7 protein-coding genes and 1 pseudogene are annotated in these 15,047 nt (G+C 72.6%); all 8 read right to left on the bottom strand.

Going from position 1 to position 15,047, the window contains the following annotated elements:
- Window positions 1-4,008 (bottom strand): amino acid adenylation domain-containing protein (locus tag ABZ646_RS22830; protein WP_360521795.1); only part of this gene is annotated, 4,008 nt, incomplete at its 3' end.
- Window positions 4,001-4,957 carry a 3-hydroxyacyl-CoA dehydrogenase family protein gene (locus ABZ646_RS22825; RefSeq protein WP_360521793.1) on the bottom strand — a complete coding sequence of 319 codons (957 nt, stop codon included), beginning with the start codon at window positions 4,955-4,957 and terminating at the stop codon, window positions 4,001-4,003. The genes ABZ646_RS22825 and ABZ646_RS22830, both read right to left, overlap by 8 nt.
- 32 nt (window positions 4,958-4,989) lie before the next feature.
- The gene (locus tag ABZ646_RS22820; protein WP_360521791.1) at window positions 4,990-10,320 is read right to left on the bottom strand and encodes a condensation domain-containing protein; all 5,331 of its coding nucleotides are present in this window, start codon (window positions 10,318-10,320) and stop codon (window positions 4,990-4,992) included.
- A gap of 22 nt (window positions 10,321-10,342) precedes the next feature.
- Entirely contained in the window at window positions 10,343-12,238 is a 1,896-nt protein-coding gene (locus ABZ646_RS22815; RefSeq protein WP_360521788.1) for an amino acid adenylation domain-containing protein, read from the bottom strand.
- A gap of 23 nt (window positions 12,239-12,261) precedes the next feature.
- Window positions 12,262-13,311, bottom strand: a complete 1,050-nt coding sequence (locus tag ABZ646_RS22810; protein WP_360521785.1) for an HAD-IIIC family phosphatase — start codon at window positions 13,309-13,311, stop codon at window positions 12,262-12,264.
- Window positions 13,308-14,483 (bottom strand): acyl-CoA dehydrogenase family protein, encoded by a 1,176-nt coding sequence (locus ABZ646_RS22805; RefSeq protein ID WP_360521782.1) that lies wholly within the window; start codon window positions 14,481-14,483, stop codon window positions 13,308-13,310. The genes ABZ646_RS22810 and ABZ646_RS22805 overlap by 4 nt, the downstream gene beginning before the upstream one ends.
- Before the next feature lie 46 nt (window positions 14,484-14,529).
- The gene (locus ABZ646_RS22800; protein ID WP_360521779.1) at window positions 14,530-14,799 is read right to left on the bottom strand and encodes an acyl carrier protein; all 270 of its coding nucleotides are present in this window, start codon (window positions 14,797-14,799) and stop codon (window positions 14,530-14,532) included.
- Window positions 14,796-15,047: pseudogene (locus ABZ646_RS22795) on the bottom strand (hypothetical protein); the annotation flags it as partial. The pseudogene ABZ646_RS22795 and the gene ABZ646_RS22800, both read right to left, overlap by 4 nt.

Raw genomic sequence — 15,047 nt, 5'->3', positions numbered from 1 at the left:
GTCACCGAGCACGGCGGGGCCTCCCATCTGCATGTGCGTGCAGTCGACCGGCAGGACCTCGAGCGACCCCCCGACCAGCGGGCGCCACAGGCCGAGCGCCGTCCCGGGCGAGCGGTCCCGCGAGGTGAACATCACGGTGTTCCCGCCGAACCGGCGAGGCCTGTGCCCGCCGGCGACCAGCGCGTTGTTGGTGATGACCCGGGCCAGCGCGGCGATCCGCTGCTCGTCGAAGGAGGCCAGCATTCCCTGCTGCGCGCGGGTGATCTCCACGAACCGCGGATACGTCAGCGACTCGCCCGCCCACAGGGCGGGGTCGTAGCCGAAGAATTCCAGGAGCAGCCCGAGGACGTCCCGGCCGGCGACCGAACCCGCCGCGGTCTCGGCCGAGACCGCGGCGCCGCCCACGTCCGCGTCCGTGGGGTAGGCGTCCAGGATCGCCAGCGTCTCCACCGACTCGCCGCTCTCCTCCAGTTGCACCGCCATCTCGTGGGCGACCGCTCCCCCGAAGGACCAGCCGAGAAGGTGGTAGGGGCCCGTGGGCTGGACGGACCTGACATGGTCCAGGTAGTCCGCCGCCATCTCCTCCATGGACGCCGGCAGAGCTTCGGTGCCGTCCAGGCCGCGGGCCTGCAGGCCGTACACCGGCCGGTCGGCGCCGACCGGTGCGGTGAGTCCCGCGTAGCCCCAGGAGAAGCCCGCCGCCGGGTGCACGCAGAACAGGGGTGCCTCGGCGCCCGACTCCCGCAGCGGCAACAGGACCCCGATGTCGCTTTCCGACCTCTCCTGGATGCCTCCCCACCTGTTGCTCGCGGTGTCGTCGGCCGCCTCGGGCGCACCCTCGCCGGCCTCCGGCTTCTGCGCACCGTTCGTCCGGCGCGCGACCCGCGCCAGTGCACCGGCTGTCTTGTGCTCGACGATGTCCTGCACCGTGAGGACGAGACCCGCCCGACGCAGTCGGCTCAGCAGCCGAATCGACAGGATGCTGTCGCCGCCGAGGTCGAAGAAGCTGACGTCCTTCGCGACTTCGGGGAGCTGGAGCACCTCGCGGAACACCTCCGCCACGCACTCCTCCCGCGCTGCGAAATCCTCCCGCGCTCCGTGCTCCTCCCGCGCTCCGTCCGCTGTCGGCAGGTCGGCCTCCAACGGCCGTACACCTGTCGGCGGCCTGTCGCGGTCGAGCTTGCCGCTGCCCGTACGCGGCAGCGCGGCGGCGGCCTTCAGCTCGGCCGGGACCAGATGTGCCGGCAGCCGCGCGGCCGCCCAGTCCCGCAGCGCACGGCGGCCGGGGACGCGGGCTCCCTCCGCGGGCACCAGGTAGGCCACCAGCCGGGGGGTGCCGCTCGTCCCCTCCCGGACACAGGCCATGACCTCGGTGACGGCGGGGTGCCTCGCGATCACCGCCTCCACCTCGCCGAGTTCGATGCGGAAACCGTTGACCTTGACCTGGGCGTCCGCGCGGCCGAGGAAGTCCAGTTGCCCGTCGGGACGCCGGCGGACCAGATCACCGGTCCGGTACATCCGCTCGCCGGGCGGCCCGGAGGGGTCGGCCACGAAACGCTCCGCGGTCAGCCCGCGCCGACGCAGATATCCGCGGGCAAGGCAGTCCCCCGCCAGGTACAACTCGCCCTGGCGGTCCGCCTCCACCTGGCGAAGTGAGCTGTCGAGCACGTAGGCGCGTACGTGGGGCAACGGCAGTCCGATGGGGGGTGCGCCCTCCGGCGCCGGACCGTCGCCCGCCGTGGCGGGGGCATGGACGGTGGCCGCGGTGGCATGGACGGTCGCTTCGGTGGGCCCGTACAGGTTGAGCACCCTGGTGTCGGGCATGGTCTCCCGGATCTGTGCGGCGAGGGTCGCGGAGAGTGCCTCGCCGGTCATGCAGAGCGTCGTGGCCGACACCTCGAGCCCGCCGGTCCCGATCAGCTTGGAGAACACCGAAGGGACGGCGCACAGCGCACCGCCCGACCAGCGCGGCGGGTCGCCGTCGAGCAGCGACAGGAGACTGTCGACCACCTCGACGGAACCGCCCGCCGCCAGCGCCGGGAAGATCTCGGCCACCGACACGTCGAAGCTGAAGGAGCTCGCCGCCAGGACGTGTGCCAACGACTCGGCGCCGAACTCGGCGGTCGCCCAGTCCACCAGCGCGACCACACCGCGGTGCGGCACCACCACCCCCTTGGGTGTACCGGTGGAACCGGAGGTGTGGATGACGTACGCGGGATGCGAGGGCAGCAGCGGCTCGGGGCGGTCGGCATCGGACGGCGCCGTGGACGAGCAGCGCGCCAGCTCCGCCACCACCGCGGGGTCGTCGAGCCCGATGGTCGTGGTCGACCGGCTCACGACCTCCGCGCCGTACGAGTGGGTCGCGGTGTCGGTCAGCACACAGACGGGCGCCGCGTCCTCGACCATGAAGCGGAGTCGCTCGGCCGGGTAACCGGCGTCGAGCGGCAGGTACGCGGCACCGGTCTTGAGCACCGCGAGTATCGCCACCAGTGTTCCGGCGCGCCGAGAGAGCAGCAGTCCGACGACCGACTCCGGCCCGGCACCGCGGTCGAGCAGGAGCCGGGCCAGCCGGTTGGCACGCTCGTGGAGTTCCGCGTGGGTGAGCCTGCCGTCGGCACCGAAGACGGCAACCGCGTCCGGGTGTCTCCGGGCGGCTCTCTCCAGGACGTCGGTGAGCGTTCGGCGGGATGTTCCAAAGGCCGTGCCGTTCGTCCGGGAGCGAACGGCCGGCCGCTCGTCCGCCGCCGGCAGGCCGAGGGTGCCCAGCGGGTGTCCCGGGCCGGCCACGGCCGAGGCCAGCAGACGCCCGAACTGCTCGGCGTGCGCGTCGAGTTCGGCGGCCGAGTAGCGGTCCGCGGCGCCGCTGAAGACGACTCGCGGCCGCCGGCTCACGGGGTCGTCGTCGAGTACGACGCGTATGTCCTGGACGGGGTCCGGCACCAGGTCGTGGACCACCACGGACAGTTCACCGAACCGTACCCGGGGCCCGGGGGCGCGCATGTCGGCGATCGGCCCGTACAGCCGGGGCCGGTCGTCCGGCGCCCCGGCCGCACGACACACCTCCCGGTGGCCCAGCCGCTGGTGCCTGACCGTCTCGCGCGCCTGGCGGGCGACGTCCTGGACGAGCTCGGCGAAGGTGGCGGCGGGCCGCACCGTCAGCCGCAGCGGCACGATGTAGTCGCTCGCGTCGGGAACACGTCTGCTCACCCGGCTCGGCCGGCCGTCCAGCGGCATGCCGATCACCACGTCCGTGGCGCCGCTCAGCCGGTGGGTGTAGGCCGCCACGGCGGCGCACAGCACCGCCCGCGCCGGCACACCGGCGTGACGCGCGGTGGCACGCAGGAGTTCGGTGTCGGTGGTGCCGAGCGTCACGGGGCGGGAGTTCACCGGTGCCCGCAACCGGTCGGCGTCCGGGGCGGCACCGGACGCGAAGGTCACCGGCTCGGGCAGGTCGGCGAACCGCCGACGCCAATGGGCTCGGTCCGCTTCCTGCGCGGGGGATCCGGCGTACCCGGCCGCTGCCGAGGCCCGCTGGGCCCGGGTGGCCAGGGCACCGTCGGCGGCCGGGCGGCCCTCGGTGAGCGCCGTGTACACCTCGGAGACCCGACGGGTGATCAGCGCACAGCCGAAGCGGTCGACAACGGCCCGGGGATGCCGGTGGAACCAGTGGTGGTGGTCCGGGCCGAGCCGCAGCAACGCCTGGTCGGACCACGCCTGTCCGGTCTCCTCGCCGTCCCCTGGGAGCTCCGCTCCCCGCTCGAGCGCCCTGCGTGTCCATTCCGCGGCCGCGGCTCGCGGGTCCGCCTCCGTGCCCACGTCGACCACGGGCAGTGGCAGGCTGTCCGAGGTCTCCGGGACGGGTGGTCCGCCGGGCGCCTCACCGGCGGGGCGCACCCGCCGTCCGGCGGTCTCGGCCACGACCTGGGCGACCGCCTCGCCCAGTGTGGTGAGGTCGAGCTCGCCGTGGATCTCCACGAGCTGGGCGGTGTGGCCCCGGCGGTCAGCCATGGTCGGTTCCTCCGCGCGCGCCGAGGTGCTGTGACGGGTACTGGTAGAAGCCGCTGCCGGACTTGCGTCCCACGTTGCCTTCGGCGACGAGGCGGGCCAGCAGTGGGCAGGGCCGGAAGCGGTCCTCGCCGGTGTGCCGACGCAGCACCTCCAGCGAGTCGGCGATGGTGTCGAGACCGATGAGGTCGGCCGTGCGCAACGGCCCCATGGGGTGACCGAAGCAGTCCTGGAAGATGCGGTCCACGGACTCGGCGTCGGCGGTTCCCTCACCCAGCACTGCGGCCGCCTCGTTCAGGGTCAGCATCAGTACCCGGTTCGTGACGAAGCCGGGGGCGTCGCGCACCACCAGGGCGTGTTTTCCGACACGGGCGAGGAACGCCTCCGTGCGCTCCAGGGTGAGAGCGCTGGTCTCCGGCGCGCAGATCACCTCCACCGCGTCCTTGAGCGGCGCGGGGTTCATGAAGTGGGTGCCGATGACCCGGTCGGCGCGGGCGGTGAAGGACCCGAGGCGGCTGACCGGGATGCACGAGGTGTTGGACGCGAAGATCGTCCCTGTCCCGCAGATCCGGTCCAGCTCGCGGAGGATCCCCTCCTTGACGTCCTCGTCCTCCCGGGCGCACTCCACCACCAGGACGGCCGACGCCAGATCGGCGAGCTCGGCCGACCAGGTCACGAGGGACTCGGCCCGGGACGCGTGCGCACCCGCCTGCGCCTGCCGGGCTCTCCGGCGCACCAGCGTGGCCGTCCTGATCCCCGCGCGGAGCCGATCCGGCCCCGTGGCCAGCGCCCGGGGAGCGTTGTCGACGACGACCACGGGGTGGCCGGCCTCGGCGAAGCACTGCGCCACGCCGATCCCCATCGTGCCCGCGCCGACGATGCCCACCAGGGATTCGGCCGGAACGGTCTCCACGGCCTGCGCCGCCTGTCGAACGTCTGTCTGATCGCCCACTGTTGCAGATCTCCTTCGTCGGCCGAGCCGCGTCAGTCGGTGTGCGCGGGCCGCGCCGCGGCCGGCTTCGCAGGTGTGCTTGCGCTGGTCGTCGGCCGGAGGGGCCACAGGCTGGACAGCGGTGCATCGGGGGCACCGGTGGCCGCCCGCAGCATCCTGAGCAGTCCCTCGACGAGAGCCTGGGCCGTCGACCGGTCGAACAGCTCGGTGCGGTAGTCCAACGAGACGGACAGCTCGTCCCGGCGCGGCCCTTCGACGACGGACCAGGACAGGTCCAGCTCGCTGTGGCTGGGCGGCAGTGTGAGCCGTCCCGCGTCCGTGCCGGGCCACCGCAGGGGGGCCGCCTCCACTCCGGCCGCCGAGCCGAGTGTCACCGGCCATGCCTGGTAGGAGTACGCCACGTCGAACAGCGGTGCCCTGCCCGGCTCGGCGGGCAGTCCGGCCGCGCGCACGATGTCGGCGAGCGGCACGTCCCCGTGCTGTTCGGCGTCGGTGACGGCGCGCCGCACCCGTTCGGTGAGCTGCTCGAAGGACGGGTCGTCGGCCAGGTCCAGACGCAGCGGCAGGGTCCGTGCGAAGGAGCCCACCCGCGTGCCGGCCGCCGCGAGGGGAAACCCCGTGCCGGTCAGCCCGATGAGCGCCTCGTCCGCCTCCGCTTGCCGGGCGAGCAGGGCGGTGAGGGCCGCCAGCACGCTCTCCCTGGGCCCCGAACGCCCCACCGCGTGGGCGAGGTCGTCCGGAATCCTGGACCCCACGGTGGCGGTGGCGCGGGTGCCGTGGGCAGGCCGGGCCCGGTCCGGCGGCGGCGCGCCGTCGGCAAGTCCCGTCAGCGTCCGCCTCCAGTAGGAAAGCCGGTCCTCCCTGCGGGGGCCCGTCCAGGGCTCGGTGTGTTCGCCGGGAGGAGTGGGGAGCTCGGGCAGCTCGGCCCGGCGTTCGTCCAGGCGGGCGCCGTACAGGGCGAGCAGGTCCCGGAAGAACACCTCCGGCCGGCCACCGTCGTAGGCGTGCTGATGGGTGGTCACCAGCAGGACATGCTGTGCCGGGCCCGTCGTCGCGAGGAGTGCGTGCAGCCGGCGACCCGATGCCGGATCGAGTACGAGTGCGGCCTCGGCCTGCGCGATCTCTCCGGCGGTGACCAGGGGCTCGCTCTCCCCGGACACGTCGGCGGTGGTGAAGAAGCCGTCGCCGAGCAGCGAGCCGTGCTCCGCGGCCTCGATGGTCCCGGCACGCAACACCTCGTGCCGTTCCGCCAGTTCCTCCAGCGCCGTGCGCAGCGCGGCGGGCCGCACCTCGCCACGCAGCTCGAGGCAGCTGACGACGGGGGTGGCCACCGGGTCCACCGTGGCGGGCGGCGTGTCCGGCCGGTCCGCGACCGGTCCGGTCGCCGTGGGAGGACCCGCGGGGAGGTCGCCGTAGCGCGTGTCCTCGTCGTCCGCGACGGCGTTCAGCAGCTCCAGGAACGCTTCGGACATGGCGGAGATCGTGCCGGCGTCGAAGAGCTGCGTCGCGTACTCCATCATGACCACGATGTCGTCCTCGTCCGCCAGCTCGCCGACGACCATCGAGAGGTCGAACTTGGCGGTGCCGGGGGGCAGTCCGGGGAAATGCGGGATGATCTCCGGGTCGTGCGCCGGTCCGGTGCGGATCTCGCCGAAGGCCGCGGCCGGTGGCAGCGTCTGGTGCACGTACATCACGTCGAAGAGCGGGTTGCGGCTGGGATCGCGGTCGACCTCGACCTCGCGTACGACCTTGTCGAACGGAATCTCCTGGTGGTCGAGGGCGCCGAGGACCACTGCGCGCACCTGCCGCAGCAGCTCGCGAAAGCTCGGGTCACCCGAAAGGTCCGAGCGCAGCGCGACGGTGTTGTTGAAGAAGCCCAGCAGACCCCACAGTTCGGGCCGACTGCGCCCGATGGTCGAGGTGCCGACGACGATGTCCCGCTGGCCCGACCAGCGCGCGAGCAGCACTGTGAGCGCGGTGAGGAGCACCATGAACAGGGTGGCCGTCTCCTTGGCGCCCACCTCGCGCAGCCGCTGCACCACCGCGCCGGGGACGACGAACCCATGGGTCGCGCCCGCGAAGTCCATCCGGTCGGGGCGCGGCCGGTCGGTGGGCAGCTCCAGTGCGGGCGGGTCGCTGAGCCGTTCGCGCCAGTAGCTCAGTTCACCGTCGAGCCGGCCGTCGGCCACCAGCCGACGCTGCCAGCGTGCGTAGTCCGCGTACTGCACCGGCAGCGGCTCGAGGTCGGGGGCGCGGTTCTCCAGGCGGGCCGTGTAGAACTCCAGCAGCTCCTGCTTCTGGATCTGCGGGGCCCAGCCGTCGTTCACCGCATGGTGCATGCACCAGCAGACGATGTGGTCGTCGTCACCGATCCGCACCACGGTCACCCGCACCAGCGGATCGTGGGCGATGTCGAAGACGCAGCGCATGGCGGAGGTGACGACCGCACCCGCCGCGGTCTTGGGGTCTTCCTCCCCCGAGACGTCCACGTAGGTGAAAAAGTCACCCAGTTCGGGCCGGATCTCCAGCCCGGGGCTGCCGTCGATCTCGACGAGATTGGAGCGCAGCGCCTCGTGGCGCCGTGCCAGGTCCTCCCAGGCGAGCCTGAACTTCTCGACGTCCAGGGGGCCGCGGTACCGGGAGGCGCCGGGGAGGTTGTAGAGGGTGGTCGTCGGATCGAGCTGGTGGTGGAACCAGATGCGCTCCTGCCCGTACGACAGCACCGGCTCACCGCCCGGGAGGATCGGCGGCAGGTCGGCGTCGGGCACGCCGGGGGCGACCGGGGCCGTCGGTGCGGCCGCAGCTCTGGGCGACGAAGGCGCGGGAGTGTACGGCGCCCTGTCGTGAATGGCAGCCGCGAGCGCGCTGACGACGGGGTGGTCGTAGATGTCCGCCATCCTGAGGCGGACGCCCTGCTGCTCTCGGATCAGCGCCAGGAGCTGGAGAGCGATCACGGAGTTGCCACCGATGGAGAAGTAGTCGGCGTCGGCCGGTACCTCGTCCGCGTGCAGCAGTTCGACGAGGGTGCGCCGCAGCCAGTCCAGCACGCTCCCGGATGCCTCGGTCCCCTGCCCGACGGGGTCTGCGACCGGCTCCACGGCGGCCGGAACCGGAACCGGAGCGGGAGCCGGAACCGGAGCGGGAGCCGGAGCCGGGGCACCGGGCGGGCGGAGTACTTCGCCGAAGGACAGCACCTCACCCAGTGGCCTGGCCCAGCAGCGAACGCCGGTGACCGGAGGTCCCGGCAGCGGAACCCGGCCTGCCGACGGGTGAGCCCGCAGCGCCGGCCAGTCCAGCGGGACACCCGCCTCGTACAACCTGCCCAGTAACTCGAGGACGGCGGCGTCGGCGTCGCCGGTGCCGGACCGCAGGCGGAGCACGCGGGCTTCCGCGCGGTCGCGGAGGTGGGCCGTCAGCCGATCACTGATCTCGCCACGGGACGCCAGCTCCACGAAGACCACCGGGCCGTTGGAGAGCTGCTCGTCCGCCGCCGCGTGGAGCCGCTCCACCCGCAGCGGGTCGCCCGCCACCGCGGCGTCCTGCCCGCTGCGTGCCCGGCGCAGCGCGGCGGTGTCCTCGGCGCTGAGATCCCCCCGCAGGTACCGGGCGGTGTAGCGGGAGATCCCCGAACTCATCAGCCCGTCCGGCGAGACGCCGGCCCGGAGCAGCCGCTGGTACGTCGCGAGCTGTCCGCCGACCGTCGCGGCGCAGTCCGCCGGTGCGGGCAACTCCTCCGGCAGCTGATCGCTTGGCACGTCGCAGGTGGCGTCCGCGGAGAGCAGGAAGACCACACGAGGTGCGGCCGTGGCGCCGAGGGCAGCCGTCTCGGGCGCTCCGGGCGAGTCGAGCCGACGCCAGGTGACCTCGGCGGCCAGGCGTGCCGCGAGCTCGGAGGTGTCCCTGGCGACCACGGACGCACGGTAGGTGCCGTGGTCCCTGCCCTCGTTCAGCGTGCGCGCGACGTCGGCCAGCGGGTGATCGGTGTCGCGCAGTTCGAGCGAGAGCCGCTCGCACTGGGAGAGCAGGTCCGCCCGGCTGCGGGCGGACACCGCGACCAGCTGCGCGACGCCGACGGCCGGACCCGCCGAGGCCGTCACCGGGGGCTGCTCCACCACGCAGTGCGCGTTGACGCCACCCAGGCTGAACGAGCTCACGCCCGCCCGGCGTGTCTCGTCGTCCCACTGCCGGAGCGAGGTGACGACCTCCAGGCGGCCGCCTTCGAGGTCGACCTCGTCGGCGGCCTCCTGGAAGTGCAGCGAGGGATACAGCTCACCGTGGCACACGCTGAGTACCGCCTTGACCAGCCCCGCGATACCCGCCGCGTGGTCCAGGTGCCCGATGTTCGTCTTGACCGAGCCCACGGCGACCGTACGGTCGCCGTCGGGACGGGCGAGCGCCAGTCCCTCGGCCTCGACCGCGTCGCCGAGCCGGGTGCCCGAACCGTGCGTCTCGATGTATCCGGCGGTCGACGGGTCCAGCGAGGCACTGTGCCACGCCTTGGTGATGACGTGCGCCTGCGAGCGGGCACTCGGGGTGCTGATGGTGGCCGAGTGCCGGCCGTTGTGCACCACGGCGCTGCCGCGGATCACGGCATGGACGAACGCACCCTCCGCCAGGGCGCGTTCGAGCGTGGTGAGGAACACCACCGCGCCGCCCTCGCCCCAGCCCGCACCGTCCGCGGCACGGTCGAACGCACGGGACCGGCCGGAAGGCGAGGCGATGGCGGGGAAGTCGGCCGTCGCAGCCGTCGGCGGCACGATGTGGCGCAGGCTCACGCCGCCCACGACGGCATGGTCCGCGTCGCCGTCGCCGAGTTCACGGCATGCCTGGTGGACGGCGACGAGTGAGCCGTTGCAGCCGGTGTCCACGCCGTAGCAGGGGCCGGTGAAACCGAAGAAGTGGGAGATCCTGGCGGGCAGGGCGCAGGGGATGTTCCCGTTCATGCCGAGCGTGCCGGGCTCACGCACCAGGGATGCGTAACCGTTGTTCGGCGAGCTGAAGATCACGGCTGTCCGGCTGTCCCGGAGCCCGGCCGGGGCGTATCCGGCGTTCTCCAGCGCCTCCTGAGTGAGCTGGAGTGCCAGCCTGTGCTGCGGATCGGTCACCTCCGCCTCGCGCCGGGACATCCCGAAGCGCTCGTGGTCGAAGAGGTCGATCCGGTCGAGGTAGCCCTGCTCCGGGTAGTCGTGTCGCGGATCGAGCCCTGTGCTCCGGATCCGTTCCGGAGGGATCGGGCGCACCGAGTCCTTCCCCGCCCGCAGGTTCGCCCGGAAGGCAGCGAGAGAATCCGCCTGCGGGAATCTCGTGGCGATGCCGATCACCGCGACGGCCGGCCTGCCGTGGGTCACGCCCGTGCCGCTCATGTCACCTCTCCGTTCACGCGTGTCAGAGCTCGTAAGTGGCCGGTGGAGCGTGTTCCTCGCCTTGCGCGCCCTCGCCCAGGCGGTCGGCGACCCGCTGGGCCTGGGCGGCGATGGTGGCGTGGTCGAACAGCTCGCCCACCCGCAGCGCGCCGGGCCATCGCTGGTCCAGCCTGTCGTGCAGGTCGATGACCTTGAGCGAACTGCCGCCCACGGCGAAGAAGTTGTCGTCCGGTTGCGAGCGGGAGTGTCCGAGGACCTCGGCCCAGATCCGGCCGACGGCGAGCCGGTGCCCGCTCCAGTCCCCGCCCCCGGCGCCCGAGGGGACCTGTTGCTCTGTCGGGATCAGCGTGCGGAGCGCGACCCGGTCCACCTTGGTGCTGCGGTCGAGCGGCATGTGGTCGACCGGTATGAACAGGGTCGGTACGGCCTGCTCCGTCAGTCGGCCTCGACAGTGTTCGCGCAGCCTCGAAGTGTCCGCCGGACCGCTGCCGGGTGCCGGTAGTACGAAGGCGACCACCTGCGGCTCGTCCCGCCCGGCACGTTCGCAGAGCACCACGGCCTGTTCCACACCCGGATGGCGTTCCAGCACGCTTTCGATCTCGCCCAGTTCGATCCGGGTACCGCGGATCTTGACCTGGTCGTCCGTTCTGCCGTGGTACTGGAGCGCGCCCCGTTCGTCGACGGCGGCGATGTCTCCGGTGCGGTAGAGGCGCCCGCCCGGCCGACCGTACGGGTTCGCGACGAATCGCTCGGCCGTGCGGGCCGGCTGGTTGGCGTAGCCGAGGGCCACGAGGAGGCCGCCGACGTAGAGTTCGCCCCGCTCCCCGGCCGGGACTTCACGCAACCGCTCGTCCAGTACCAGGGTCTGCGCTCCCGGCCAGGGCCGCCCGATGGGGATGCGGCCCAGGGCCGGGTCCGGATCGGTCTCCACCGTGCAGGCGATGGTCGTCTCGGTGGGCCCGTACTCGTTGACGATCCGGGCCCGTGGCAGTCGCTCGTGGTGCGCGCGCACCAACTGGGGGGTGCACGCCTCACCCCCCACCACGACCAGTCTCAGGGTGTCGGGCAGGCCGCCGGGATCCTGGAGCACCGCGCGGTAGTACGAGGGAATGTTGAACAGGTGTGTCACACGGTGTTCCCTGGCCAGCCGGGCGACCTCCGCCACCTGCACGAGCTGTCGGGGATCGGGGAGCACCAGGGTGTGACCGCCGGTGAGCGACCAGAACAAGCCGCCGAGGATGCCGTCGAAGGACAGTCTCAACGCGATCAGCGAGACGGCGGGCCCGGTCCCGTACACCGGTCCCCGGCCGCTGATGGACACCGCGAGCTGGCCCCGGCCGACCATCACGCCCTTGGGCACGCCGGTGGTTCCCGAGGTGTAGGCGACGTAGGCGGGGTGCTGCTCGGGAACCACCGGCGGGTACGGGTCGGTGAGCAGTTCCCGGCCCGCCTGGACGAGCCGGGGCACGGGCAGGTCCGCCGCGTCCACGACCGTCGGCGGGACGGGCATCGCCGAGAGTGCCGAGTCCGGCACGGCGTCGCCGCCCTCGCTCAGCACCACCGCGCAGTCGACGTCCCGGCACAGCGCCTCGAACCTTCCGACGGGCAGGTCCGGTTCCAGGACCGCCCAGGTGGCACCGGTGCGCAGCGCGGCGAGCATGGCGACCACGGACAGAGCGCTCTGCTGCACCCGGACACAGACGACCCGCCCCGGCCGCAACCCGTGCCGCCACAGCAGCCGCGCGAGGCCGGCCGAAGCGTCATCGAGCTCACGGTACGTCAGCGAGACCTCGCCGACGACGAGCGCGACCGCCTCGGGCACCCTGGCCACCTGGGTGCGGAAGGCGGCCCACACCGGCCGTGTGGCCGTGGTCCTCACGGGATCGAAGTCGTCGGTGCCACCGGGGTGCCCGGTCATCGCAGCCTCGTTTCCTCCGGCGTTCATGCCGCACCGTCGATCACGCGCGTGTGGCCGGGAGCCTGCGGCAGCGGGCGCTCCGGATCCACGCTGAGCACGAGGCGGTCTTCGTCACCGGCCGTCGCCTCGTAGCCGGCGAACCGCATCATGACCAGCATGTTGCGGTTGACCTCGGTCGGGATGAAGTGCGCGACGGGACGCCGGCCGGCCGCCAGGTCCCGCCGGATCAGATGGTGGAGCAGCACACTCCCCGCACCGCGCGAAGCGACTCGGCAGGACATCAGCATCAGCCGCAGGACCGCGTCCCGCCGCACGAGTTCGGTGACGGCCAGGCCGATGATCCCGTAGTCACCGAAGCGGTCGCGGAGCGTGGCCAGCAGCACCCGGTGGTCCGGTGCGGAGCTCAGCCGGCGCAGTTCGTCGATGCCGTAGGTCAGCCCGGTGCTGTTGAGCTGGTGTGTGCGAACGGTCAGCTCGCTGGCCCGGGACAGCTCTGCCTCGGTGGCCGGGTGCAGCTCCATGACCAGGTCGAGCGATTCGAGGAAGGCCTGGCGCCCTTCGGTGAACTCCTGCTCGGCCTCCTGGCGTTGCCACTCGGCCTGGTAGAGCCGGCGGCGTCCGGCGGCCTCCGGGGTGATGTGCTCGGGCCGGAACTCCTGGTACCCGGGGAGCTGTTCGACCTCCGCTGCCCGGTAACAGCGGACCATGGGAAGTTCACCGGCGACCTCCGCCCGCTCCGCGGGGTCGTTGTCGACGAACGCGACAGTGTCCAGACCGATGTTGAGCGCCTTCGCGATGCGGCGCACCGCGGCGGACTTGGCTCCCCAGCCCACCTCTGTCACACAGAACCAGTCGGCCAGCCGGAGCTGCGACAGATGGCGTTGCGTGACGCTGCGTTCGCCTCGGCCGGCGGCGGCATGCAGGATGCCGCGCCGGTCCAGCTCGGCCAGCGTCTCCAGCGCCGAGGGAAAGGGAGCGGGATCGTCGCCCTCCAGCACCACCCCGTCCCACAAGGTGTCGTCCAGGTCCCACACCAGGCACTTCACGGTGGGCGCGCCCACCGCCGCCGTCACGGCGCCTCTCCGGAAAGTCGGGGCCCGACGGGCCGGTCCGTGCCGCGCGCCGCGTCACCGAAGCGCCGTAACAACCGTTCGGCTATGTGCAGTTCCGACACCTGCTGGGCTCCTTCGATGATCTCCATGACCTTGGCGTCCCGGAAGTGACGGCCCGCCCTGCTGTCGGGCGAGCAGCCGGCCGAGCCGAGCACCTGGACGGCGTCACGGCTGCCCGCCGCCGCCGCGGAAGCCGCCGCGTACTTGGCCATGACCGTCTCCCCCACGCCGTGCCCCGGGCCCGGGGCCCGTGCCTCCGCGGCCCTGCGGGCCAGCTCCCGGGCTCCGGCGGCCTCCACCGCAGTCCTGGCCAGCAGTGACCGGACCAACTGGTGGTCCCCCAGAGGGATGTCGCCCTGCCGGCGGACCGCGGCATGGGCGGCGGCGTCCTCCAGGCACGCCTCCGACATGCCCACGCATCCCCAGGCGACGGTGAACCGGCCGTGGTCGAGCGCGGTGCCGACGACATGGGAGAGACCCAGGCCGGGAGGGGCGACGAGCTGAGACCGTGGCACCCGCACGCCGTCGAAAGCCAGATGGGCGATCCGGGCGCCCCGCATGCCGAGCTGGCCGTGCACCGGTTCCCGCTGCACACCGGCGCGGTCCGCGTCCACGAGCACGGCGGCCGGCTGCCCCTCGTACGTGCCGAGGACGAGGAACACATCGGCGACCGCACCGAAGGTGACCCACCTCTTGCGGCCGCTCACGACCAGTTCCTGGTGGCCCGACCGGCCTGACGCCTCGATACGGGTCTCCACCGACCCCAGCGCGCTGCCGGCGCCCTGCTCGGTCGCCGCGAAACCGGCGGTCAGCTCGCCACCGGCCAGTCGGGGCAGCCAGTCGGCCCGCTGCGCCGCGGTGCCCCAGCGCAGCAGAGCCGCCGAGACCATGCCCTGCACGGTCAGCAGCCCGCGCAGGGCGCTGCACTCGCCACCGATCCGTGCGGTGATCTCCCCGAGCGTGAGCGGACGGAGGCCTGCGCCCCCGTACCGCTCGGGCAGGTCCGCCGCGAGCAGCCCCGACGCGGCGAACTCCTTGCGCACCGAATCGGGCAGTCCGCCCTCCTGGTCCCAACGAGCGGCGTGGACATGCGCGTCGGCCGCGACATCGGCCGCGACCCGTAACAGGTCCACGGGTTCCACGGGCGGCCGGTTTGCTGCCGCGGCGTCGGGGCCGCTTTCAGAAGCCCTCGACATGTGTCTCTCCCCACGCGGGCGCTCCGGTCTTGCGCAGGACGAACTCCGTGATGCGGTTGGCGGTCCTGAAGCTGTCCAGATCCAGATCCTCGACCTCGACGGCGAGGCCGAAGCGGCTCTCGACGAAGGTCACCAGCTCCAGTGCGAACAGTGAGTCGGCGAGGCCCTGTGCGAAGTAGTCGTCGTCCGGCTCGACCTGCCGGCGAAGGGCTGCACTGAGAAAGCCGGTGATCTGCGAGGTGATGTCGTTCATGCCGTGCCCTCCTGTGAACCTGTCTCGACCAGCAGCAGACTCCAGGCGGCCACCGGGCTCACGTTGATCAGGACCGCGAGGTCACCGGGGGCCAGCTCCTTGCGGTCGAGTGCTGTGCGGAGATTGAGGAAGACGTCGTTGGGACCGAGGTGTCCGTACTGCCGGAGGTTCTCCCGGCACGCCGGCATCGAGAACTCGGTGCCGTGGAAGCCCCTGACGGCGACGGTCTCGCCCGGCCCGGCGGCCTT

Source organism: Streptomyces sp. NPDC007162 (assembly GCF_040634175.1).
In the GTDB taxonomy this organism is placed as follows: domain Bacteria; phylum Actinomycetota; class Actinomycetes; order Streptomycetales; family Streptomycetaceae; genus Streptomyces.
Note: the sequence above shows the minus strand (reverse complement) of the source record. Positions and strands in the feature narration are given on the sequence as shown.